Origin of the sequence: Methylobacterium sp. Leaf89, assembly GCF_001422215.1 — a bacterium.
In the GTDB taxonomy this organism is placed as follows: Bacteria; Pseudomonadota; Alphaproteobacteria; order Rhizobiales; family Beijerinckiaceae; genus Methylobacterium.
The window spans coordinates 163,700-184,234 of sequence record NZ_LMML01000028.1; the positions used below are offsets into that span (position 1 = coordinate 163,700).

The 20,535-nt window shown below is 72.4% G+C and carries 21 protein-coding genes; 8 read left to right on the forward strand and 13 right to left on the reverse strand.

Annotated elements, in window-relative coordinates; translation table 11 throughout:
- Positions 1 to 10: 10 nt before the first annotated feature.
- From ASF18_RS12010 to hemH, 10 genes are all read right to left on the reverse strand, one after another.
- The gene (locus ASF18_RS12010) at positions 11 to 1,093 is read right to left on the reverse strand and encodes a DUF2125 domain-containing protein (protein WP_056351835.1); all 1,083 of its coding nucleotides are present in this window, start codon (positions 1,091 to 1,093) and stop codon (positions 11 to 13) included.
- A gap of 161 nt (positions 1,094 to 1,254) precedes the next feature.
- The gene (locus ASF18_RS12015; protein WP_055946546.1) at positions 1,255 to 1,701 is read right to left on the reverse strand and encodes a hypothetical protein; all 447 of its coding nucleotides are present in this window, start codon (positions 1,699 to 1,701) and stop codon (positions 1,255 to 1,257) included.
- Positions 1,702 to 1,825: 124 nt separating this feature from the next.
- Positions 1,826 to 2,623, reverse strand: a complete 798-nt coding sequence (locus ASF18_RS12020; protein ID WP_056351837.1) for a lysophospholipid acyltransferase family protein — start codon at positions 2,621 to 2,623, stop codon at positions 1,826 to 1,828.
- 100 nt (positions 2,624 to 2,723) lie between these two features.
- Positions 2,724 to 4,496, reverse strand: coding sequence for a gamma-glutamyltransferase (gene ggt / locus ASF18_RS12025; protein ID WP_082487443.1), 1,773 nt, complete (start codon positions 4,494 to 4,496; stop codon positions 2,724 to 2,726).
- Position 4,497: 1 nt separating this feature from the next.
- Complete coding sequence (locus ASF18_RS12030) at positions 4,498 to 5,010, reverse strand: hypothetical protein (RefSeq protein WP_056351840.1); 513 nt, start codon at positions 5,008 to 5,010, stop codon at positions 4,498 to 4,500.
- 3 nt (positions 5,011 to 5,013) lie between these two features.
- Complete coding sequence (gene rlmN, locus ASF18_RS12035) at positions 5,014 to 6,303, reverse strand: 23S rRNA (adenine(2503)-C(2))-methyltransferase RlmN (protein WP_056351843.1); 1,290 nt, start codon at positions 6,301 to 6,303, stop codon at positions 5,014 to 5,016.
- Positions 6,304 to 6,428: 125 nt separating this feature from the next.
- The gene (locus ASF18_RS12040) at positions 6,429 to 6,875 is read right to left on the reverse strand and encodes a hypothetical protein (RefSeq protein ID WP_056276360.1); all 447 of its coding nucleotides are present in this window, start codon (positions 6,873 to 6,875) and stop codon (positions 6,429 to 6,431) included.
- A 97-nt stretch (positions 6,876 to 6,972) separates the two neighbouring features.
- Positions 6,973 to 7,953: an ATP phosphoribosyltransferase gene (hisG, locus tag ASF18_RS12045; protein ID WP_056218509.1), complete on the reverse strand. Its 981-nt coding sequence runs from the start codon at positions 7,951 to 7,953 to the stop codon at positions 6,973 to 6,975.
- On the reverse strand, positions 7,946 to 9,136 hold the full coding sequence (locus ASF18_RS12050; RefSeq protein WP_056218512.1) for an ATP phosphoribosyltransferase regulatory subunit: 1,191 nt from the start codon (positions 9,134 to 9,136) through the stop codon (positions 7,946 to 7,948). Before ASF18_RS12050 ends, hisG begins: the two co-directional genes overlap by 8 nt.
- An 89-nt stretch (positions 9,137 to 9,225) precedes the next feature.
- Positions 9,226 to 10,362: a ferrochelatase gene (hemH, locus tag ASF18_RS12055; protein WP_244472679.1), complete on the reverse strand. Its 1,137-nt coding sequence runs from the start codon at positions 10,360 to 10,362 to the stop codon at positions 9,226 to 9,228.
- Positions 10,363 to 10,487: 125 nt separating this feature from the next.
- Between hemH and ASF18_RS12060 the strand changes: the two genes are divergently transcribed.
- The 3 genes from ASF18_RS12060 to ASF18_RS12070 all read left to right on the forward strand — a co-directional run bounded on the left by ASF18_RS12060 (position 10,488) and on the right by ASF18_RS12070 (position 13,796).
- Positions 10,488 to 11,444, forward strand: a complete 957-nt coding sequence (locus ASF18_RS12060) for a class I SAM-dependent methyltransferase (RefSeq protein ID WP_056351846.1) — start codon at positions 10,488 to 10,490, stop codon at positions 11,442 to 11,444.
- Positions 11,445 to 11,553: 109 nt separating this feature from the next.
- On the forward strand, positions 11,554 to 13,092 hold the full coding sequence (locus ASF18_RS12065; protein ID WP_056351849.1) for a bifunctional UDP-sugar hydrolase/5'-nucleotidase: 1,539 nt from the start codon (positions 11,554 to 11,556) through the stop codon (positions 13,090 to 13,092).
- The gene (locus ASF18_RS12070) at positions 13,092 to 13,796 is read left to right on the forward strand and encodes a uracil-DNA glycosylase (protein WP_056351852.1); all 705 of its coding nucleotides are present in this window, start codon (positions 13,092 to 13,094) and stop codon (positions 13,794 to 13,796) included. The genes ASF18_RS12065 and ASF18_RS12070 overlap by 1 nt, the downstream gene beginning before the upstream one ends.
- A gap of 22 nt (positions 13,797 to 13,818) precedes the next feature.
- On the opposite strand, the gene ASF18_RS12075 is transcribed toward ASF18_RS12070, so the two are convergent.
- From ASF18_RS12075 to ASF18_RS12085, 3 genes are read right to left on the reverse strand one after another with little or no spacing between them, the layout of a single operon-like run.
- Positions 13,819 to 14,169 (reverse strand): lysozyme inhibitor LprI family protein, encoded by a 351-nt coding sequence (locus ASF18_RS12075; protein ID WP_056351855.1) that lies wholly within the window; start codon positions 14,167 to 14,169, stop codon positions 13,819 to 13,821.
- A 32-nt stretch (positions 14,170 to 14,201) separates the two neighbouring features.
- Positions 14,202 to 14,840 (reverse strand): Maf family protein, encoded by a 639-nt coding sequence (locus ASF18_RS12080; protein ID WP_056351858.1) that lies wholly within the window; start codon positions 14,838 to 14,840, stop codon positions 14,202 to 14,204.
- Complete coding sequence (locus ASF18_RS12085; protein WP_056218528.1) at positions 14,837 to 15,667, reverse strand: pyruvate, water dikinase regulatory protein; 831 nt, start codon at positions 15,665 to 15,667, stop codon at positions 14,837 to 14,839. Before ASF18_RS12085 ends, ASF18_RS12080 begins: the two co-directional genes overlap by 4 nt.
- Positions 15,668 to 16,235: 568 nt before the next feature.
- On the opposite strand from ASF18_RS12085, the gene ASF18_RS12090 reads away from it, so the two are divergent.
- From ASF18_RS12090 to coaE, 5 genes are all read left to right on the forward strand, one after another.
- Positions 16,236 to 17,399, forward strand: coding sequence for a uroporphyrinogen decarboxylase (locus ASF18_RS12090; protein WP_056351861.1), 1,164 nt, complete (start codon positions 16,236 to 16,238; stop codon positions 17,397 to 17,399).
- Complete coding sequence (gene hemJ / locus ASF18_RS12095; RefSeq protein ID WP_056351865.1) at positions 17,365 to 17,853, forward strand: protoporphyrinogen oxidase HemJ; 489 nt, start codon at positions 17,365 to 17,367, stop codon at positions 17,851 to 17,853. The genes ASF18_RS12090 and hemJ overlap by 35 nt, the downstream gene beginning before the upstream one ends.
- 134 nt (positions 17,854 to 17,987) lie before the next feature.
- Entirely contained in the window at positions 17,988 to 19,028 is a 1,041-nt protein-coding gene (locus tag ASF18_RS12100) for a cation diffusion facilitator family transporter (protein WP_082487447.1), read from the forward strand.
- Positions 19,025 to 19,864, forward strand: coding sequence for a shikimate dehydrogenase (locus ASF18_RS12105; protein WP_056351868.1), 840 nt, complete (start codon positions 19,025 to 19,027; stop codon positions 19,862 to 19,864). The genes ASF18_RS12100 and ASF18_RS12105 overlap by 4 nt, the downstream gene beginning before the upstream one ends.
- Positions 19,861 to 20,475 (forward strand): dephospho-CoA kinase, encoded by a 615-nt coding sequence (gene coaE / locus ASF18_RS12110; protein ID WP_056351871.1) that lies wholly within the window; start codon positions 19,861 to 19,863, stop codon positions 20,473 to 20,475. The genes ASF18_RS12105 and coaE overlap by 4 nt, the downstream gene beginning before the upstream one ends.
- Positions 20,476 to 20,535: the final 60 nt, after the last annotated feature.

Sequence of the window (20,535 nt, forward strand, 5' to 3'; positions counted from 1 at the left end):
GGGCGGTCGCTCAGTAGAGCGGCGGCAGCTGCACGTTGGGGATCGGGAACGGGCCGAGCATCAGGCGGCCCTCGGCGAGGCGCAGGGGCGGCAGGGGCTTGAGGGCATCGTCGGCCGGGGCCGCGACGCCGGCCTCGGCACTGGCCTGGCTGCGACGCCCGAGGAGCTGGCCGACGAGGCTGCCGATCAGCGCGCCCTTCTCGGCACCGAAGCGCTGGCCCATGACCTGGCCGACCAGGGCCTCGACGCCGGCCGCGCGCAGGTCGAGCTGGCCCTGGAGCCGGTGCGCGGCGTCGAGGTCGAGGCGGCCCTTGGCCTGGAGCCGGCGCTCGCCCTTGGCCAGGGACAGCAGCGCGATGTCGAGGCCGCCGCCGGCCTGGCGCCAGTCCTCCAGCTCCTTGGCCACGGTGCCGGTGCCGAGGGCCGTGGCACGGCTCACGGTGGCGTCGAGGGCGAGGTCGGCCGGGTCGGCATTGCCCAGCGCCGCGTCGACCAGCGGCAGGCGAATCCGGTTCGCCCGCAGGCTGGTGTCGATGGACCCCTCCGATTCGAAGCGGCCCGGGGTCGGACGGGCGTGGAGCTCGAGGTGCTGGGTGTCGAACGCGATCGGCTCGGGACCGGCGCCGCGCACCACGCCCTTGGCGCCGTTGGCCACCACGGAGGCACGCACGAAGCCGTCGGAGGCGCCATGGAAGCTGCCCTCCAGGGAGGTCCAGGTCGCGTCCGCCGTGAGGTCGCCCTGCTCGACGTGGAACGGCCCGCCGACCTCGAGGATGCCCTGGCGCGGCTGGTAGACCTGGGTCACCGCCGTGACCGGCCCGAGGGTGAAGCGGCTGTCGGAGCGGCTGAAGGCCAGGGAGGCGCAGCGCAGCTCGATGCGGAAGGGATAGCCGGTGATGCTGCGGTCGGCGCAGGTCCAGGTCCGGCCCGCGGCCGCTTCCTGCGCGATCCAGCCATCCATCTCGGAGGCGGCCCGGTGGCGGATGTAGAACCACCCGAGCGACCAGGCGATCACGAGGGTGGCGAGGAGAATGTAGGGGAGGAACAGCCCCTTGCGCGAGAGGGGACGGGTCGGGGTCGGGCTCTGCGCCATCGCGTGTCGGTATCCTGCGCTCGCGTCACGGGCCTGCGGCCATCGTCGGGGCAGCCCGGATGCAAGGCTTGGCAGGGTCTCGGCGGCGAAAGCATGGCAGGGCCCCACGGGCGCTGCAAAACGCGAAGCCGTGACGTCAGCGGAGCGACCGCTCCGCCCGATCAGTTCGCGGCGTCGGCCTTCTGCTCACTCCCGAGATCGGCCACGATGGCCTCGCGCTCGGCCTCGTCCTCGGCCAGCCGGTGGACATGCATCTCGGTCGCGCCCTTGTGCCGGGCCCGGGCGATCCAGTTCCGGTGCAGGCGTTCCCGCGGGCTCTGCCCGGCGGAGGCCACCGAGACGAGTTCGCCGACGCCCGAGGCGTCGCGGCGCACCGCCATCACCACGGCCTCGCCCATGTCGTCGAGCTCGGGCTCGGCCAGCTCATGGATGCCGACCACGTAGCGGCGGCCGGACCGGCCGCGCCAGGCGCTGAGCACCAGGGCGGGGGTCCCGCGCAGGCCGGCCGTCGTCCTCAGGCGTTCCTCGCGCACTTCCTGTCTCCGTGCTCGATCGTCCTTCAGGTCGCGCAGGGCGGCCGACCAGGACAGGGCTCTCTTGTTCGCCATTTGTTCCACATTAATCTTAACGGTTCGTTGGCGTCAAGGACGACGCCCCGGCCTCGAATGAGATGGGGATGACGGAAGTTATCCACAAGTCGTACACAGGGGCAACCCGGCCCCGGCGACCCCCTCAGGCGATGGGCGATCCGTTCCGCCGGGCCTTGGCCGGAGAGGCCGGGACGGCATTCGGAATCGCGTGCCCGGCGGCCGCGAGCTCGTTCCGGCCGGCGGCCAGCAGCGCGTCCGACGCGGACTCGATCCGGCCCTGGACCACCTCGAGGAAGCGGGCCCGGTCCAGGCCCGGCGCGATCGGGGCGAGGAACTCGATCACCGCAGTGCCGGGCCGGCGGACCAGGCGGCGGCGGGGCCAGTGCAGGCCCGTGTTCAGGGCGACGGGCAGGCAGGGCACGCCGAGGGCAGCGTACAGGTGGGTGATGCCGAGCTTGTAGGCGGGGGGCGCGCCGGGCGGGCGGCGGGTGCCTTCGGGGAAGATGATGAGCTGACGCCCGTCCCGGATGGCCCGGGCGGCGGCCTCGTTCATGGCGGTCATCGCCCGGGCCCCCTTGCTGCGGTCGATGGCGACCATGCCGGAGCGCGAGAGGAACCACCCGATCAGCGGGATCCAGAGCAGCTCGCGCTTGAGGATGTAGGCGAAGTCCGGGAAGGCGGTGACGAGGGCCAGGGTCTCCAGGGCCGACTGGTGCTTGGCCGCCACCAGGAGGGGGCCGGACGGGATGTTCTCGACGCCCCGGAACTCCACCGTGATGCCGCCCACCACCCGCAGGAGCCACAGGGTGACGCGGCCCCAGAGCTGGGCCAGCCGGATGACCCCGCGCCGGGAGACGAGGGTCGGCAGCCCACCGATCGCGATGAGGGTCGTGGCGACGTAGAAGGCGAGGTTGAACGCGAGGGAGCGGACGAGGAGCATCGGGAACCTGGAGGAGACAGCCCGGGACAGGGCGCGGCCCGGCTCCCGTGTAGCGTGCGATCTCGTCCCAGACCATCCGAGCGCGGGATTATCCGCCCCCTCAGTCCCCCTCCGCCAGGGTGCCGCGCTGGCGCGGATCGGCGGCGCCCGCCAGCAGCCCGTCGGCGGCCTGCACCGAATTGGCCGAGCCGGAGGTCGCCCCGACCCGGACCGTGTGACCGCGGGCCCTGAGCAGGGCCAGGGTGTCGGGGGAGAGGCCTTCCTCGGCCATCAGCACGTCCGGCTGCCACTGGTGGTGGATGCGCGGCGCGGCCACGGCCTCGGCCAGGTTCATGCGGAAGTCGAGCACGTTGACGATGACCTGCAGCACCGTCGAGATGATGCGGCTGCCGCCGGGGCTACCCGTCACCAAGACGAGCCGGCCGTCGCGGAAGACGAAGGCGGGGGTCATCGAGGAGAGGGGCCGGGCCCCGGGCGAGACCGCGTTGGCGACGCTGCCGACGAGGCCGTAGGCGTTGCGGGCGCCGGGCTTGGCGGAGAAATCGTCCATCTCGTTGTTCAGGAGCACGCCGGTGCCCTCCGCCACGAGGCCGAGCCCGTAGGAGAAGTTCAGGGTGGTGGTGTTCGAGACCGCGTTGCCGGCCCTGTCCACCACGGAGAAATGGGTGGTCTGGTCAGATTCGAAGGGGAGGGGATCGCCCGCCTTCACCTCGGCGGCGGGCCGGGCGCGGGCGGGATCGATCCCGGCCCGCAGGCGCGCCGCGTAGGGCTTGGCGATCAGGCCCTCCATCGGCACCTGGGTGCGGGCGGGGTCGCCGAGCCAGGTCGCCCGGTCGGCATAGGCCGGCTTCATCGCCTCGGCCAGGGTGTGGAGGGCATCGGCGCTGCCCGCCCCCATGCGGGCGAGGTCGAAGCCCTCCAGCACGTTCAGGATCTCGACGAGGTGGATGCCGCCGGAGCTCGGCGGCGGCATCGACGCGATGGCGTAGCCCCGATAGGTGCCGCGCACGGGCTCGCGGAGCACCGGGCGATAGGCGGCTAGATCCTCGGCCGTCATCACCCCGCCCGCGGCCCGTACGGCGGCGGCGATGCGCTCCGCGATGGGGCCCGAGTGGAAGGCGTCGGGGCCGGATGTCGCGATGGCCGCGAGGGTGTCGGCGAGATCGGTCTGGACCAGTCGTTCACCGCGCTCCAGGGGTCTATCGCCGGCAAAGAAGATTTTTCGCGAAGACGGCCAGCGGCCGAGCAGGCCGGCGGCGCGGGGCAGCGAGTCCGCGAGGCCCGACTCCACCGGGATGCCCTCGCGGGCGAGTTTCTCGGCCGGGGCGATCAGGTCGGCCAGGGTGAAGCGGCCCGAGCCGTAGAGGCGGTGCGCCTCGGCCAGACCCCGCACGGTGCCGGGCACGCCCACCGCCTTGCCGGTGCGGGTGGAGGCGGCGCGGTCGGGCTCGCCCCGGGGGTCGAGGAACATGTCGGAGCGGGCGGCGGCCGGGGCGGTCTCGCGGTAATCGAGGGCGATCGTCTCGTCGCCCTCCGCCCGGTGGATCATCATGAAGCCGCCGCCGCCGAGGTTGCCGGCCCGCGGCAGGGTCACGGCCAGAGCGAAGCCGACCGCCACGGCGGCGTCGATGGCGTTGCCGCCGGCGCGCAGGATCGCGACGCCGACGCGGGTGGCCCGCGCCTCCTGCGAGGCGACCATGCCGTGGGCGCCGAGCACCGGCAGCAGGCGGGCGTCGTCGGACTGGATCGGCGGCCGCTCCGGCAGGGCCGAGACGGGGCCGGCCCCCCCTTGCGCGAGACCCGGCCCCGTGGCGGACAGGACCGTGCCGGCCAGAACCAGGGCGAGGGCGATGCGCGAGGAGGTCAGCCGCATGTCAGGCGCGTCCGTTGTCGCGGGGCGGGAGGACGGGCGCGCCGCGATGGCGCCCCGCGATCAACCAGTAGACGAGGCCCGACGCCGCGCCGGTGAGGAACAGCACCGCAGTGATGCGCCCTTCCAGCGCCAGGGTCTCGGCGCTCGCCCCGGTGCGCGACAGGCCGCGGGCGAGCCAGGGCACGGCGGCGGTGAGGAGACCGGTCCCGGCGCCGTACCAGCTGGCGGCGCGCCAGCCCAGGACCGCCCCGAGGACGGCCACCAGGACCGGCGGCACCACCAGGAGCACGAACAGCGCGCGGGCGATGGCGGCGAGCGCGAACAGCAGGGTCTCGGGACCGATCCCGGAGGCGAGGTCGGTCAACCCGGAGAACAGCCCGACGAGGCCGAGGCGGGACAGGGTCTCGCTGGTGGCCGGGTCGAGCATCGCGCCGAGGGCCAGGACGGCCGCCCCGCAGGGGATCGCCAGGACCAGGGCGAGGCTCGCGATGAACAGGTCGCCGAGGAGACGCACCCCTCAGTCTTCGTCGCCGTCGTCGGCGCCCGCATAGACGCCCTCGGCGCCGATGCCGTCCTCCAGCATCATCCGGGCCCGGGCCCGCAGCTTCTCGGTCTCGCTCTTCAGCTGGCCACAGGCGGCCAGGATGTCGCGGCCGCGCGGGGTGCGCACGGGTGAGGCGTAGCCGGCTTCGTAGATGATGTCCGAGAACTGTTCGATGCGGTCCCAGTCCGAGCATTCGTAGGCACTGCCCGGCCAGGGATTGAACGGGATCAGGTTGATCTTGGCCGGGATGCCCTTGAGCAGGCGCACCAGCTCGCGCGCGTCGGCGTCGCTGTCGTTCACGCCCTTCAGCATCACGTACTCGAAGGTGATGCGGCGGGCGTTGTTCAGGCCGGGATAGGACCGGCAGGCGGCCAGCAGCTCGGAGAGCGGGTACTTGCGGTTCAGGGGCACGAGGGTGTCGCGGAGGTCGTCGCGCACCGCGTGCAGGGAGATCGCCAGCATGGCGTGGGCCTCGTCGCCGAGGCGCTGCATCTGCGGCACCACGCCGGAGGTCGAGACGGTGATGCGCCGGCGGGAGAGGCCGAGGCCCTCCTGGTCGGCCATCACGCCGACGGCGTCGACGACGTTGTCGAGATTGTAGAGGGGCTCGCCCATGCCCATGAAGACGATGTTGGTGACCTTGCGCCGGGTCTCGTCGGCGCCGGGGGCGGTCGGATTCTGGCCGGCCCAGTCGTTGAGGTGGTCGCGGGCGACGACGAGCTGCGCGGTGATCTCGGCCGCCGTCAGGTTGCGCACGAGGCGCTGCGTGCCGGTGTGGCAGAACGAGCAGGTGAGGGTGCAGCCGACCTGGCTCGAGACGCAGAGGGTGCCGCGCCCACGCCCCGGGATGTAGACGCACTCGATCTCGGCGCCGCGGTTGTGGTCGTGCTTGCCCGTGGGGGCCATGCGCATGAGCCACTTGCGCGTGCCGTCGCGGGACACCTGCTCGGTGACCACCTCGGGCCGGTCGAGGGTGTAGGCCTCGGCGAGCTGGCCCTTCAGGCCCTTGCCCACATTGGTCATCTCGTCGAAGGCCTTGGCGCCGCGCACGTTGAGCCAGTGCCAGATCTGGCCCGAGCGCATGCGCTGCTCGCGCTCGGAGACGCCGATGGCGCCGAGCCGGGCCTTCAGCTGCTCGCGGGTGAGCCCCACGAGGGAGGCGCGCCCGAGAGGGGCCGCCTGCGGCTCGAACTCGGGCAGCTTCTCGATTGCGGGAACGGCGCTCGCGTCGCGCCGGGCGGTGTCGAACGACGCCGTCGCCATGATCTGGATGAACCTTCGGACTTGGGATGGGTCCGATATAGGGGATTCGGCTCGAAAACGCGAATGCGGGCGGGTGTCCCGGCCTCGGGCCTCGTCCCGGACCGGTCCCCAGGGCCGGCCGGCCCTTACTGTGCCGGCTTGACCTCGCCGGGCTTGGCCTCGCCCGGGGAGGCGCCGGCGGCGGGCGCTTCGGCGGGCGGGGCGGGCAGGAGAACGTTCTTGCTGATGCTGCCCTCGGGACCGTACTCCCCCGCGACCGCGATGCAGGCCGTCTCGCGGTTGAGCTGCATCTGGTTCGACATCAGGGCGAACATGGTCTGCACCCGCCCGCCGAACGGTCCGCGGGGGCTGACGTCGGCGGCGCGCACGTTCTGCTTCTCGAGGAGGGCGTCGAACTCCTCCGTGCCGATGCGGTAGCCGCAGACATTGGCGGCGGCGAAGATGTAGGCGGCGAATTCCAGGGCCCGCGGCGCGGGCGCGTTGCGGATCTGGGCCTGCGCGGCGAGCGGCAGGGCGAGACTGGTGGCGAGGCAAGCGACGCGGCCTGCGGCCTGCGGGAGACGAGCGAACATGCGTGGGGTTTCCTCAGGCGCGGAGGCTTCGCGCTCCGCTTGCGCGCTGAGATAGGCCCCGGGCGCGACGCGTCAAACGCCGGCCCCACCGCGAGTCTCAGCCGAGCCGGCTCAGCAGCCGGTCCATCAGCGGATTGTCCGGCGTGAAGGCATAGTCGATCTTGCGCACGTTCACGGCGCCCGCCCCGGCCTTCACCAGGGCGTCGGCGAGGTCGAACACGGCATCGACGGGGCAGTGCAGCACCATCTCGCCGCGGCCCTCGGGCGCGCCGTAGGGCAGGGCCGCGTCGTGCAGGGCGGCGATGCCGGCGAGATCGATGTCGCCGTCGTCGGGCATGGCGGCGCGGACCTCGCGGGTGGTGCGGGCGCGCTCCTCCGCCTGGATGCGGCCGAGGACGGCGCGCAGGGCCCGGCGCTGGGGCTCGCCCCAGGGAGCGTTCAGGGAGGCGACGAGGTTCGCCTCCGAGCGCAGGATGATCCCGTCCTCCAGGATCTTCAGGGCGTTGGCGGCCAGCGTCGCCCCCGTGGTCGTGATGTCGACGATGATCTCGGCCGAACCCGCCGCCGGCGCCCCCTCGGTGGCGCCCAAACTCTCGACGATGCGGTAATCCGCCACGCCGTGCTCGGCGAAGAAGCGGCGGGTGAGGTTGATGTACTTCGTGGCGATGCGCAGGCGCTTGCCGTGGCGGACCCGCATCTCGGCGGCGACCTCGTCGAGGTCGCTCATGGCGCGGACGTCGATCCAGGCCTGGGGCACGGCGACCACCACGGTGGCCTGGCCGAAGCCGAGGGGCGTCAGCAGCTCGACCTGGCCGCGGGCGTCGGGCAGCGACTCGCGGATCAGGTCCTCGCCGGTGATGCCGAGATGGGCTGCCCCGCTGGCGAGCTGGGCCGCGATCTCGGAGGCTGAGAGGTAGCGCACCTCGACGCCCGGCACGCCCACGAGCTTTCCGCGGTAGTCGCGCGCGCCGGTGTTCTGGGCGAGCTTGAGGCCGGCCCGGGCGAAGAAGGCGGCGGCGTTCTCCTGCAGCCGGCCCTTGGAGGGAACCGCGAGGACGAGGGAATCCGGTTCAGCCAACGGTCGCGTCCTTCGCGGTGGGGGCGTCCGCGACGACCCGCGAGAGCCAGACGGCGCAACCGACGGCAGGCACGGGCACGGGGCTCCCGAGGTGCTGGAGCAGGCCGTCGTAGCGGCCGCCGCCCACCAGGGGCAGCTTCGGCGCATCGGGCGCCGTGCCCTCGAAGATGAAGCCGGTATAGTAGTCGAGGTTGCGGGCGAAGCCGCCGGAGAAGCGGAAGTTCTCCACGGCCAGGCCGCGGGCGGCCATGAAGCCGGTGCGCTCCTCGAACAGGTCGAGGGCCGCGTCGAGGGGCGGATGGTCGAGGCCGGCCTCCTGCACCAGGGCCCGCACCGCGGCGGCGGCGCTGTCGGGATCGCCCTCGATGGCGCGATAGCGATCGATGAGCGCGCGGTTCTCGGGGTTGAGTCCGGAACCCCCACTCGCCTGCGCGGAGGCCTTGGCGAGGAAGCGCTCGGCGATCTCGCCGGCGCTGCGGCCGCCGACCCGCGAGATGCCCGCGATCGACAGCACGTCCTCCACGAAGGCGCGAACCCCCTTCGGATCCTGGCCCTGGATCGCGGCGAGGAGACCCGCATGGGGGTCTTCCGTGCGCAGGCCGTTGGTGACCGCGTCGAGGGAACGGCCGGCGGCCAGCGCCCGCAGGGTGCGGCGCTTGGCGGTGGGCGGCACGCTGAGGGCGTCCAGCAGGGCGTCGACGAGACCCATGTCGCCGAGGCGGACGGCGACGTCGCTGCGCCCGAGCAGGGCAAGGCCCTCGAGGGCGAGGCCGATCACCTCCGCGTCGGCGGCCGGCGTGTCGGTGCGCCCGACCGACTCGATGCCGGCCTGGAGGAACTCGTCCGGCTCGTCGCCGGCGAGCCGGAAGACGGGTCCGAGGTAGCTGTAGTCGGCCCCCTGCGGGTCCTTGGGCGCGGAAAACTTCGGGGCATGCGCGAGGTGGTGGCGGCAGACCGGAATCGTGAATTCCGGGCGCAGACAGAGCTCGCTACCCGCGGCGTCCTGGGTCACGAAGATGCGCCGGCGGATGTCCTCGCCGGACAGTTCGAGGAACGGCTCCACCGGCTGCAGCACAGGCGGCGTCACGGCGCCGTAGCCGGCCTCCTGGAAATGGGCGAGCAGGCGCAGGTGCTCCTGCGATCGTTCGCCCGCGGTGCCCCCGCCTGCCTCCGGTCTCGTCATCGTCTCGCCTGCCGCCTCGTCGCGGGCTCTAGTAGCAACCGGGCCTGCACTTGGCGATGGCTTTCGGCGCTGCCGTCCGGCCCGGAACGCTAGACCCAGCCCTGCAATTCGCGCCGGACCACGGTCTCGATCACCGTCATGCCGAGGTCGCTGTCGTTCAGGCAGGGGATGTAGGCGAACTGCTCGCCGCCATTGTCCTCGAAGTAGTGCCGGTTCTCGCCGTCGAGCTCCTCCAGGGTCTCGAGGCAGTCGGCGGTGAAGCCGGGCGCCACGATCGCCATGCGCTTGACGCCGCTCTTGGCGAGGGTCTGCACCGTCTCGTCGGTGTAGGGCCGCAGCCATTCCTCGTTGCCGAAGCGCGACTGGAAGGTGGTGCGCATCTTCTCCGTCGAGAATCCCAGCGCCTCGCGGATCAGGCGCCCGGTCTTCACGCACTGGCAATGATAGGGGTCGCCCTTGAGGAGGTAGCTCTTCGGCACCCCGTGGAACGAGGTCAGGATCACCTCGGGCTCGAAGTCGAGCTTGGCCAGGCCCTCGCGGATCGAGGTCGCCATCGCGTCGATGTAGACGGGGTCGTCGTGATAGGGCGGCGAGACGCGCACCGTCGGCTGCCAGCGCATCTGCATCAGGGCCTTGAAGGCCTGGTCGCAGGCCGTGGCCGAGGTCGCGGCGGCGTATTGCGGATAGAGCGGCACCAGGAGGATGCGGTCGCAGCCCTGGTCGAGCAGGGCCTGGATCCGCACGGAGACCTCCGGCTTGCCGTAGCGCATCGCCCAGTCGACCACGACCGAATCCCCCATGGCCGCCTGCAGGCGCTCGGCCTGGCCGCGGGTGATCGTCTTCAGGGGGCCCTCGTCGCGCTCGTTGTTCCACACGCTGGCGTAGTCGCGGCCCTTCGGCCCCGGGCGCTTCGTCAGGATGACAAGGTTGAGGAGCGGCCACCAGATCAGGCGCGGCACCTCGATCACCCGGCGGTCGGAGAGGAATTCCTTGAGGTAGCGGCGCATCGGCCAGTAGCTCGTGCCCTCCGGCGTCCCGAGATTCATCAGGAGGACGCCGACCCGGCCCCAGCGCACCGGCGGATGCTCGGCCGGCAGGGAGGCTTGTCCCGGTGCGGGTCCGGGGGCGGATCCCGGAACCGGTCCGGGAGCGCTTCCGGGTCCGCCCGTCTGGGTCGGGAGCGACAGTCCGTCCTGCGGGAGCGGCGGTGCGACGCGTTCGTTCATCGGGTTTCCGTATCGCCCTGGAGGTGAGCGCTTGAGAGCGGCGGGTTCAGAAAGGTTGTGTCGTTGGGGATATCTATCTAGAGCACGGAGCCTTCCAGCGACCACACGATGGATGAAGGCGCGACATGCCGTCTCCCCGGTACTTCCTCAACCACTTCATGCCCTTCACGGGTTATCCCTATACGGGGGGGCCGACCGCCTGCAATCTCTGCGGCTCCGCGGAGTCCGTGGTGGTGGCCGAGAGCGACCGCCGGCTGAAGACGCTGAAATCCATCGCCTGCCGCCAGTGCGGCCTGATCCGCACCGACCCGATGCCGACGCCGGCCGAGCTCGCGGACTACTACGCCAGCGCCTACCGGGCCGATTATCAGCTCGCCTTCGCGGGCGGCCCGCCGCGGGTCCACCTCAAGCGCTCCGCTCGCGAGGCCGCCTTCCGCGCCGGCCTCCTGGCGCCCATGCTGAAGCCGGGCGCCCGCGTGCTCGATTTCGGTTCCGGGTCGGGCGAGTTCCTGGCCGAGGCCCGCGCGAAGGGCTGCGAGGCGATCGGCGTCGAGCCGGGGCGGGACTATGCCAACTACGCCCGCGCCCATCACGGCGTCGAGGTGCTGGACGACGCCGACGAGGATGCGCGCTTCCCCGAGGGGTATTTCGACGTCGTCACCACCCGGCACGTGCTGGAACACCTGCGCGACCCTGCCGACGTGATGGAGCGCCTGTCCCGCTGGCTGAAGCCGGACGGCGTGCTTTTCGCCGCCGTGCCCGACATGGCCACCACGGGCAAGCCGGCGCACGAGCGCTTCCACTTCGCCCATGTCCACGGCTTCGTCCGCGAAACCTTCGACCTCACCGCCCGCCGGGCCGGTCTCGTGCCGCATCCGGACTACCCGCGCGAGAACACTGCGGTGGTCTATGCCAAGACCGACGCCCCGCTCGTGGCCCTGGCCAATCCCGGCCTCGCCGAACGCCTGGCCGTGGCGCTGAAGCCGATGCCGCCCGCCGTCTTCCTGGCCTCCGGCGCCTGGCTCTGGCCGATGGTCCGCCGCAACGCCAAGGCGGTGCGCGACACCTTCGTCTCGCGCTGAGGCGGCCGCGCGCGGGTCGCGGCCGTCGTAGCCCCTTCGTGAACGGCGTCCTAGAACGCGGGGTCAGGCGGCGGCATCCGGCCGCCCGCCCGACACCCGAGACGCCGCCGTGACGAACCCCCCCAGGACGCCGCCGAACCGCCGCCAGACCCTCGGCCTCGGGGCCGGTCTCGCCATCGCTCTGGGCAGCCCGGCCGAGGCCGCGCCCGCGGCGACACCCGAACCGACCTTCAGCCTGCTCCTCGTCAACGACCTCTATCAGATGGCCGAGGTCGATGGCCGAGGCGGGTTCGCGCGCCTCGCCGCCATCGTGAAGGCCGAGCGGGCCCGGGGCGTGCCGATGCTCTACGCCCATGCGGGCGACACCCTCTCGCCGTCGCTGCTGTCGGGCTTCGACCGCGGCGCCCACATCGTCGAGCTCCTCAACCGCGCGCCGCCCGACGTGTTCGTGCCCGGCAACCACGAGTTCGATTTCGGCCCGGCGACCTTCGCCGAGCGGATGGGCGAGGCGAGCTTCCCCGTCCTGGCGGCCAACCTGCGCGACGGGGCGGGCCGGCCGCTGGCGGGCGTGCGCGACCGAATGGTGGTCACCCTCGGGGGCATCCGGGTCGGCGTGGTGGGGATCGCGCTGGCGAGCACGCCGGAGAAATCGCAGGCGGGCGACCTGCGCTTCGCCCCCGAGATCGAGACCCTGGCCCGCGAGGTCCAGGCCCTGCGGGAGGCGGGCGTCGACCTCGTGGTGGGCGTCTGCCACACGGCCCGGGCCACCGACGACGCCATCGTGGCCGCCCGCCTCGTCGACATCCTGCTCTCGGGCCACGACCACGACCTCGTGGTTCGCTACGACGGCCAGACAGTGATGGCGGAATCGAGCTTCGACGCCCATTACGTCACCGCCATCGACGTGACCGCGACGGTGACCGGCACCGGGCGGGACCGGCGCGTGGACTGGCACCCGAGCTTCCGCATCCACGACTCGGCCCAGGTCACCCCCGATCCCGAGACCCTGGCGGAGGTGCAGCGCCTCCAGGGCGCGCTGTCACGGGAACTCGACGTGCCGGTGGGCGTGACCCGCGCCCCCCTCGACAGCCGCATCGCCGCGGTGCGCGTCCGCGAAGCGAGCTTCGGCAGCCTCGTGGCCGATGCCTTGCGGGCGTCCACCGGAGCGCAGGTCGCGATCACGAACGGCGGCGGCATCCGGGGCAACCGGTTCTACCCCGCCGGCGCGACCCTGACCCGCCGGGACATCCTGACGGAGCTGCCCTTCGGCAACACCATCGTGCTGGTGTCGCTGACGGGCGCGCACCTGCGCGCCCTCCTCGAAGGGGCGCTGGCCGATTGGGGCCACCCGGCGGGCCGCTTCCCGCAGGTCTCCGGCCTCGTTGTCACCCTGGATCCCACCGCGCCGGTGGGCAAGCGGATCGTGTCGCTGAGCGCGGCGGGCAGCATCGTCGACCCGGACGCGACCTACACGGTCGCGTCGAACAACTTCCTGTACGACGGCGGCAACGGCTACGGTGACCTCGCCCGGGGCCGGACCCTGATCGGCCGGACCGACGGACAGCTCGTGGCCAATGCCGTGATGGCGTATATCCGCGCCAACGCCCCGCTCCCCGCCCCCGCAGAGGGCCGCATCCTGGTTCGCTGATGTCCGAGACGCCCGTCGCCGATGCCCTCGCCCGCTTCCGAAAGTCGGGCTCGTCCTGGCTCGCGCTGCCGTTCTTCCAGGATGGCGCCGCCGACGCGGTGGCCGCCCGGATCGACGCCCGCATCGCCGCCGGCGCCACCGTGCTGCCGGCGCCCGAGGCCGTCTTCAACGCCCTTGCGCTCACGCCCCTCGACCGCGTGAAGGTCGTCATCCTGGGGCAGGACCCCTATCCCACGCCGGGCGACGCCAACGGCCTCGCCTTCTCGTATGTCGGCCCGCGGCGGCTCCCGGCCTCGCTCAAAGTGATCCTGGCCGAGCTCGCCGAACCGGGCGTCCCGCCGGCCAAGCCCCGGACGGGCGACCTCACCCCCTGGGCCCGGCAGGGCGTGCTCCTCCTCAACGCCGCCCTCACGGTGGAGGCGGGCAAGGCCGGGGCGCACCTGCGCTACGGCTGGTCGGCCCTGACCGACCAGGCGGTCTCGGCGGTCTCGGCCCGCCCGGAGCCGGCGGTGTTCCTGCTCTGGGGCGCCCAGGCCCGCGCCCGCGCCGCCCTGGTGGAGGCCGACCGCCACGGCATCGTCGCATGCGGCCATCCCTCGCCGCTCAACCGCGCGCGGGATTTTCCCGGCTCGCGCCCCTTCGACGCCGCCAATGCCTGGCTGTCGGGCCACGGCGTCGCCCCGATCGACTGGCAGCTCGGCTGAGGGCCGGGGGGGGGGGGCGGCCTCAGAGCGGCCCCTGCTTGGCGAATTCCGAGAACACGGCCCGCAGGACCTTCAGCCGGCCCTCGTAGGCTTGCGTCAGGCAGGCGACGTCGGCGCCGCAGGCGCGGCGCTCGGTGAGCCAGGCCTCCTGGTCCTCGCGCAGCTTGGCGTTGCCGCCCATGGGCAGCATCGCCCGCAGGATCTCAAAGCGGGTCGCCATCTCCACGTCGCGGTCGTTGAGGGGCAGGTGGGCGCAGATCGCCTTCTCGTCGGCGGCCTCCGCCTTCTCGCAGGGGAAGCTCGCGGCCTCGGCCGAGCCGGCCGCGAGGACGAGGACCAGGCCGCCGAAGAGCGGGCGGAGAATCGTCAGCATGGAGCAGGCCTCGTGCGATCGGGATCAGAACGTCAGATGCTGAGCCAGCCCCGCGCCCGCAGCCGCGCCAGGAGCGGCAGCAGCGGCAGGCCGAGGATGGTGGACTGGTCGCCCGCGACCGCCGCGAACAGGTGGATGCCGAGGCCTTCCAGCTGGTAGCCGCCGACGCTGGAGCACACCCGCTCGGGCCCGGCGAGATCGACATAGGCCGCGATCGCCGCGGCATCGAGGGGCCGCATGGTCAGGTGCGCGGTCTCGACGAAGCTCTCGACCACGGCCCCGTCGACGGCCAGGGCCACCGCCGCGTGCAGCGCGTGGGTCCGGCCCGCGAGGGCGCCGATCTGCGCGGCGGCGGCGGAGAGGTCCGCCGGCTTGTGGAACAGGGTGCCGTCGCAGGCCAGGACCTGGTCGGCGCCGACGACCACGCGCCCGGGCCGGCGAGCCGCCACGGCCCCCGCCTTGGCCTCGGCGAGCCGACGGGCCAGGGCTTCGGGCGGCAGACCGGCGCACGCCGCCTCCACCGCGCGCTCGTCGACCCCGGGGCTCTCGGAGTCGACGGCAAGGCCGGCGCTCTCGAGGAGCGCGCGCCGCGTCGCGCTGGTGGAGGCGAGGAGGAGGGGCAGGCCCCCGCGCCAGGGCGAGGCGGGCCGCGGGCGGCTTGGCGCGCTCACGAGGCGATGAACTTCAGGCGGTGCTCGCGGTGCAGGTCGAGGATGGCGGCCGCCGTCTCCTCGATCGAGCGCCGGGTCACGTCGATGGTCGGCCAGCGGTGCTTGGCGCAGAGGCGGCGGCAGGCGGCGATCTCGTCCGCCACGGCCCCGCGATCGACGTAGAGGGAGGAATCGTCGGCCTTCAGGCTGAGGAGCCGGTTCTGGCGGATCTGGACGATGCGCTCCGGGCTGGCCAGCAGCCCGACGAGGAGCGGCTTTCGCGCCGTCTCGAGGCTCTCGGGCAGGGGCATGCCCGGCACCAGGGGGAAGTTCGCGGTCTTCAGGCCGCGATTGGCGAGGTAGATCGCCGTCGGGGTCTTCGAGGTGCGGCTGACGCCCACGAGGATCACGTCGGCCTCGTTCACGTCGAGGGGCAGGACGCCGTCGTCGTGGGCCAGGGTGAAGTTCATCGCGTCGATGCGCTTGAAGTACTCGGCGTTGAGCATGTGCTGCGCGCCGGGCCGGGCCGTCGAATCCGCCCCCAGATAGGATTGCAGCAGGGCGTGCACCGGCTGGAGCACCGAGAGGCAGGGCGATCCGGTCTCGCGGCAGGCCGCCTCCAGCCGCTCGGTGAGGTCGTGGCCCACCAGGGTGTAGAGCACGAGCCCCGGCGCGGCCTCGATCTCGGAGATCACCCGTTCGAGCTGCGCGGCGGAGCGCACCAGGGGATAGACGTGCTCGATGGCCGAGACGCCCTCGTACTGGGCGGCGGCCGCGCGGCCCACGTTGATGAGCGTCTCGCCGGTGGAATCCGAGACGAGGTGCAGGTGGAAATAGCTACGGCTCATCGAAGGGCTGTCTCCTCCGGCCTGAGGTCCAGGATGCATGACGATCACCCGTCATGGTCTTGTCCACCGGGCTCGGTCAGGGGAGTCGATAAGGGTGGATAAGCCGGCTTGCCCGAAGGGTCCAGCGGGCGCCCGGGCCGTCTTGTCGACTCCGGCGTCAACACACCGTCACACCGGCGCGATTCCCAAGCGGTTTTGGGAGAATCCGGGACCGAGGCCCGGTCGGCGACCGCCGGGCAGGGGCAAGGCACTGTGGGCCATCACCTATCCGGGACATTGAACCCAATCCGTTAAAGGCTGATTAACGCCGCGGTCGCGGGGACGCCCTGTGGACGAATTTCCGCTCCCGCCATCCAGCCCTCTAAAAGAAAAAACAGAGTCCTAGAATCTCTCTTTCCTTTTAGAGAGCCGGTGTGGGGATGACGGCCGGAACGCCCCTCCGACACCCGGACGAGCACGAGGTTTCCGGGAGCGAGAGGTTTTCGAGACGCGGCGGTTTCGGGAGGAAGACATCCGACGCTTCGGTGCTACATACCGGCCACAGGGGAATGGGACGTCGGGAGATCGGATGAGCCAGGCAGTTGCAGGGGACCGCACGGGTGGGGACCGGGCGGTCCTGCGGGTTCTCGCGGGCGAGGCCTTGCCGCGTCCCCCCGCCTGGATGATGCGCCAGGCCGGGCGCTACCTGCCCGAGTACCGGGAGGTCCGGGCAAAGGCCGGGTCCTTCCTCGACCTCTGCTACAATCCCGACTTCGCCACCGAGGTGACGCTGCAGCCGATCCGGCGCTTCGGCTTCGAGGCCTCGATCCTGTTCTCCGACATCCTGGTGATCCCGGACGCGCTCGGCCAGAACGTGCGCTTCGTGGAGGGCGAGGGGCCGCGCCTCGACCCGATGGCGGGCCGGCGGGAATTCGAGCGCCTGCGCGAGGCCGGCGATCCGGCGATCTTCGCCCACCTGGAGCCGGTCTTCGAGACGGTGCGGCGCCTGCGCGCGCAACTGCCCCACGAAACCACGCTGCTCGGCTTCTGCGGCGCGCCCTGGACGGTGGCGAGCTACATGATCGGTGGGCGCGGCACCCCCGACCTCGCCCCCTCCCGGGCGCTGGCCCGGCAGGACACCGCCCTGGTGGAGGCCCTGATCGACCGCCTCGTCACGGTGCAGACCGAATACCTGGTGCGCCAGCTCGAGGCCGGCGCGGATGCGGTGCAGATCTTCGAGTCGCACGCGGGCGCGCTGCCCGACGCGCGGGGTGCCGACGCGGCCGGTAGCGAGGAGTCCGTCAACGAGGTCGCCGAGAGCGCGCTGCCGGAGAGCGCCTCGGCCGGATCCAACGACCGCGACGCCCTGACCCGCTGGTCGCTCCAGCCCATCGCCCGGATGATCGCCGGGGTCCGCGCCCGGGTGCCGGGCGCGAAGATCATCGTGTTCGCCCGCGGCTCCGGCCTCAAGGGTCACGCCCGCGTGGTGCCCGAGACCGCCGCCGACGCGGTCGGCGTCGACTGGTCGGTGGACCTCAAGGCCCTGCGCGCCCGGGTGCCCGCCTCCACGGTGACGCAGGGCAACGTCCATCCCGAAACCCTGATCGAGGGCGGGGCCGCCCTCGACGCGGCGGTGGACGGCGTGCTGGCGGCCACCGAAGGCCTGCCGCACATCTTCAACCTCGGCCACGGCATCACGCCGCAGACGCCGATCGCCCATGTCGAGCGCATGCTCGCCCGGCTGCGGGGCTAAGGCCGACGTGGACGGGCTCTACCTCTGGCTCAAGGCCGGGCACCTCGTCGCGCTCATCTCCTGGATGGCGGCGATGCTCTATCTGCCGCGCCTGTTCGTCTACCACGCCGCCCTGGTGCCTGGGCCGCACGCGGCGGCCCAGTCCGAGACCTTCAAGGTCATGGAGCGGCGCCTCCTGAAGGCGATCATGACCCCGGCCATGATCGCCACCTGGATCTTCGGGCTGATCCTGGCCTGGATGAGCGGCTACTACGCCGCCGGCTGGCTCCAGGCGAAGTTCGTCCTGGTGCTCGCCATGAGCGGCATCCACGGCTGGCTCGCCCGGATGGTGAAGGACTTCGCCGCCGACCGGAACACGCGGGGACACAAGTTCTACCGCGTCCTCAACGAGGTGCCGACGCTCCTCATGATCCTGATCGTGATCCTGGCGGCGGTGAAACCGGCTATCTGGTGAGGGCCTTTGCCCTGTATCCCGGGATCACAGGATGCCGGGATGCCGGGATGCGGTGAACCCGGGAGCCGGCGCCGGCCGCGCACGGGCGGCCCGGCGCTCCGGTACGGCCCAAGGCGGGACTGAAAGCGGGACCGATGGCTGAGCACGCGCACGATCCTCACGACCACGCCGATCACGGGCATGCCCGCGCGCCTATCCCCAGCACTGCCCCTGCCGGGCACGGCCATTCCCACGGAGGCGGTCATGCGCATGGCGCTGGCCATTCCCACGGCGGTGGCGGGCATTCCCACGCGCCGGCCACCTTCGGGCGCGCCTTCGCCATCGGCATCAGCCTGAACATCGCCTTCGTGGTCATCGAGGCGATCTACGGTTTCGCCAGCGAGTCCATGGCCCTGGTGGCCGATGCCGGCCACAACCTGTCGGATGTGCTCGGGCTGCTGGTGGCGTGGATCGCCTCTGTACTGGTGAAGCGCACCCCGACGCCGCGCTTCACCTACGGTCTGCGCGGCTCCTCGATCCTCGCCGCGCTGTTCAACGCGGTGTTCCTGCTCGTCGCCACCGGCGCCATCGCCTGGGAGGCGATCGTGCGTCTGGTCGCCCCCGAGCCGCAGCCGGTGGCGGGGCTGACCGTGATGGTGGTCGCCGGCCTCGGCATCCTCGTCAACGGCGCCACCGCCTGGCTCTTCGCTTCGGGCAAGGGCAGCGACATCAACATCCGCGGCGCCTACCTGCACATGCTGGCCGACGCCGCCGTCTCGGCCGGCGTGGTGGTGACCGGCCTCATCATCGTGCTGACGGGAGCGGCCTGGATCGACCCGCTGGTCAGCCTCGTCATCGCCGGCCTCATCGTCTGGGCGACCTGGGGCCTCCTGCGGGACAGCGTGGTGATGTCGCTCTCGGCGGTGCCCCCCGGCATCGACCCGGCGGCGGTGGGTACCTACCTGCGGGCGCGCGCCGGCGTGGCGGACCTGCACGACCTCCACATCTGGCCGATGAGCACCACCGACATCGCCCTGACGGCGCACCTCGTCATGGCGGAGGGGCATCCGGGCAACGGCTTCCTCATCGCCACGGCCGAAGAGCTGCGGAGCCGCTTCGGCATCGGCCACGCCACCCTGCAGATCGAGGAGGCGGGCGGCCCCGCCTGCGCGCTCGCCGGAGATTGCACCGTATGATCCGTGCCTTCGTCGTCGGACATCCCATCGCGCATTCGCGCTCGCCGCTGATCCACGGACACTGGCTCGCCGAGCACGGCATCGACGGCCGCTACGAGCGCATCGACGTGGCGCCGGAGGCCTTTCCGGCCTTCCTGGCCGGACTGCGCGCGAACGGCTTCGCCGGCGGCAACGTCACCATCCCGCACAAGGAGGCGGCCTTCGGGCTGGTCGAATCCCTGACGCCGCGGGCGGAGAGGATCGGGGCGGTGAACACCCTGTTCTTCGACGGGTCCGAGCGCCTCTGCGGCGACAACACCGACGCCCCCGGCTTCGTCGCCCATCTCGACCAGAGCCTGGGCCTCGGCTGGACCGAGCGCGGCGGCGGCACCGCCCTGGTGCTCGGGGCCGGCGGCGCCGCCCGCGCCATCGTGGTCGGCCTCCTGGAGCGCGGCCTGTCGCGGGTCTGGGTCGCCAACCGGACGCCGGCCCGGGCCGAGGCCCTGGTGGCCCTCGACCCCACCCGGGTCGAGGGCGTCGCCTGGCACGACCTGCCGGACGCCATGGCCCTCACCGGGCTCCTCGTGAACACCACGTCGCTCGGCATGGTCGGCCATCCCCCCCTCGCCCTCGACCTCCTGCCCCTGCCCGAGGACGCGGCGGTGGCCGACATCGTCTACGCGCCCCTGGAGACGCCCCTCCTCGCGGCGGCCCGGGCACGGGGGCTACCCGCCGTCGATGGCCTCGGCATGCTGCTGCACCAGGCGGTGCCGGGCTTCGCCCGTTGGTTCCGCACGACCCCGGGCGTGACGCCGGCCCTGCGCGCCCGGATCGTCGCGGACCTGGCGCCCGCATGAGCCGGTCGGTCATCCTCGGACTCACCGGCTCGATCGGCATGGGCAAGTCGGCCACCGCGGCGATGTTCGCGCGCCACGGCGTGCCGGTCCACGACGCGGATGCGGCGGTGCATGCCCTCTACGGCGCCGGCGGTGCAGCGGCGGCCGCCATCGGCGCGGCCTTCCCCGGAACCCTGGACGCGGACGGCGCCGTCGACCGGGCGCGCCTGCGGGAGGTGGTGATCGGCGCGCCCGAGCGCCTCGCCGCCCTCGAGGCCCTGGTCCATCCCCTGGCCCAGGCCGCGGCCCGGGACTTCCTCGCCCGCCACGCCGAAGCGCCCCTGGTGCTCCTCGACATCCCGCTCCTGTTCGAGACCGGCGGCGAGGCCCGCTGCGACCGGGTCCTGGTGATCACCGCCCCGCCCGACGTGCAGCGCGCCCGGGTGCTCGCCCGGCCCGGGATGGATGCGGCGACCTTCGAGGCGATCCGCGCCAAACAGTGGCCCGACGCCGAGAAGCAGGCCCGCGCCGATTTCGTCCTCGATACCAGCCTGGGTTTCGACCACGCCGAGGCCGAGGTGGCATCGATCATCCGGCAACTGACCGCGGGATCGGTGCCGGCGGCGCCTTGACGCCGGCCCTGGAGGGCGCAAGGTCGGAGCTTGCGGCCCCCGCCTCCGGGACCCTTCGAT

Bases quoted from the DNA above. Each gene is read 5' to 3' on its own strand.
- rlmN (WP_056351843.1), bottom strand. From the start codon at position 6,303: ATGGCGACGGCGTCGTTCGACACCGCCCGGCGCGACGCGAGCGCCGTT.
- ASF18_RS12085 (WP_056218528.1), bottom strand. From the start codon at position 15,667: ATGAGCCGTAGCTATTTCCACCTGCACCTCGTCTCGGATTCCACCGGC.
- ASF18_RS12105 (WP_056351868.1), top strand. From the start codon at position 19,025: ATGATCCGTGCCTTCGTCGTCGGACATCCCATCGCGCATTCGCGCTCG.
- coaE (WP_056351871.1), top strand. From the start codon at position 19,861: ATGAGCCGGTCGGTCATCCTCGGACTCACCGGCTCGATCGGCATGGGC.
- ASF18_RS12050 (WP_056218512.1), bottom strand. From the start codon at position 9,136: ATGACGAGACCGGAGGCAGGCGGGGGCACCGCGGGCGAACGATCGCAG.
- ASF18_RS12040 (WP_056276360.1), bottom strand. From the start codon at position 6,875: ATGTTCGCTCGTCTCCCGCAGGCCGCAGGCCGCGTCGCTTGCCTCGCC.
- ASF18_RS12100 (WP_082487447.1), top strand. From the start codon at position 17,988: ATGGCTGAGCACGCGCACGATCCTCACGACCACGCCGATCACGGGCAT.
- ASF18_RS12075 (WP_056351855.1), bottom strand. From the start codon at position 14,169: ATGCTGACGATTCTCCGCCCGCTCTTCGGCGGCCTGGTCCTCGTCCTC.
- ASF18_RS12090 (WP_056351861.1), top strand. From the start codon at position 16,236: ATGAGCCAGGCAGTTGCAGGGGACCGCACGGGTGGGGACCGGGCGGTC.
- ASF18_RS12060 (WP_056351846.1), top strand. From the start codon at position 10,488: ATGCCGTCTCCCCGGTACTTCCTCAACCACTTCATGCCCTTCACGGGT.
- ggt (WP_082487443.1), bottom strand. From the start codon at position 4,496: ATGCGGCTGACCTCCTCGCGCATCGCCCTCGCCCTGGTTCTGGCCGGC.
- hemH (WP_244472679.1), bottom strand. From the start codon at position 10,362: ATGAACGAACGCGTCGCACCGCCGCTCCCGCAGGACGGACTGTCGCTC.
- ASF18_RS12015 (WP_055946546.1), bottom strand. From the start codon at position 1,701: ATGGCGAACAAGAGAGCCCTGTCCTGGTCGGCCGCCCTGCGCGACCTG.
- ASF18_RS12010 (WP_056351835.1), bottom strand. From the start codon at position 1,093: ATGGCGCAGAGCCCGACCCCGACCCGTCCCCTCTCGCGCAAGGGGCTG.
- ASF18_RS12070 (WP_056351852.1), top strand. From the start codon at position 13,092: ATGTCCGAGACGCCCGTCGCCGATGCCCTCGCCCGCTTCCGAAAGTCG.
- ASF18_RS12020 (WP_056351837.1), bottom strand. From the start codon at position 2,623: ATGCTCCTCGTCCGCTCCCTCGCGTTCAACCTCGCCTTCTACGTCGCC.
- hemJ (WP_056351865.1), top strand. From the start codon at position 17,365: ATGTCGAGCGCATGCTCGCCCGGCTGCGGGGCTAAGGCCGACGTGGAC.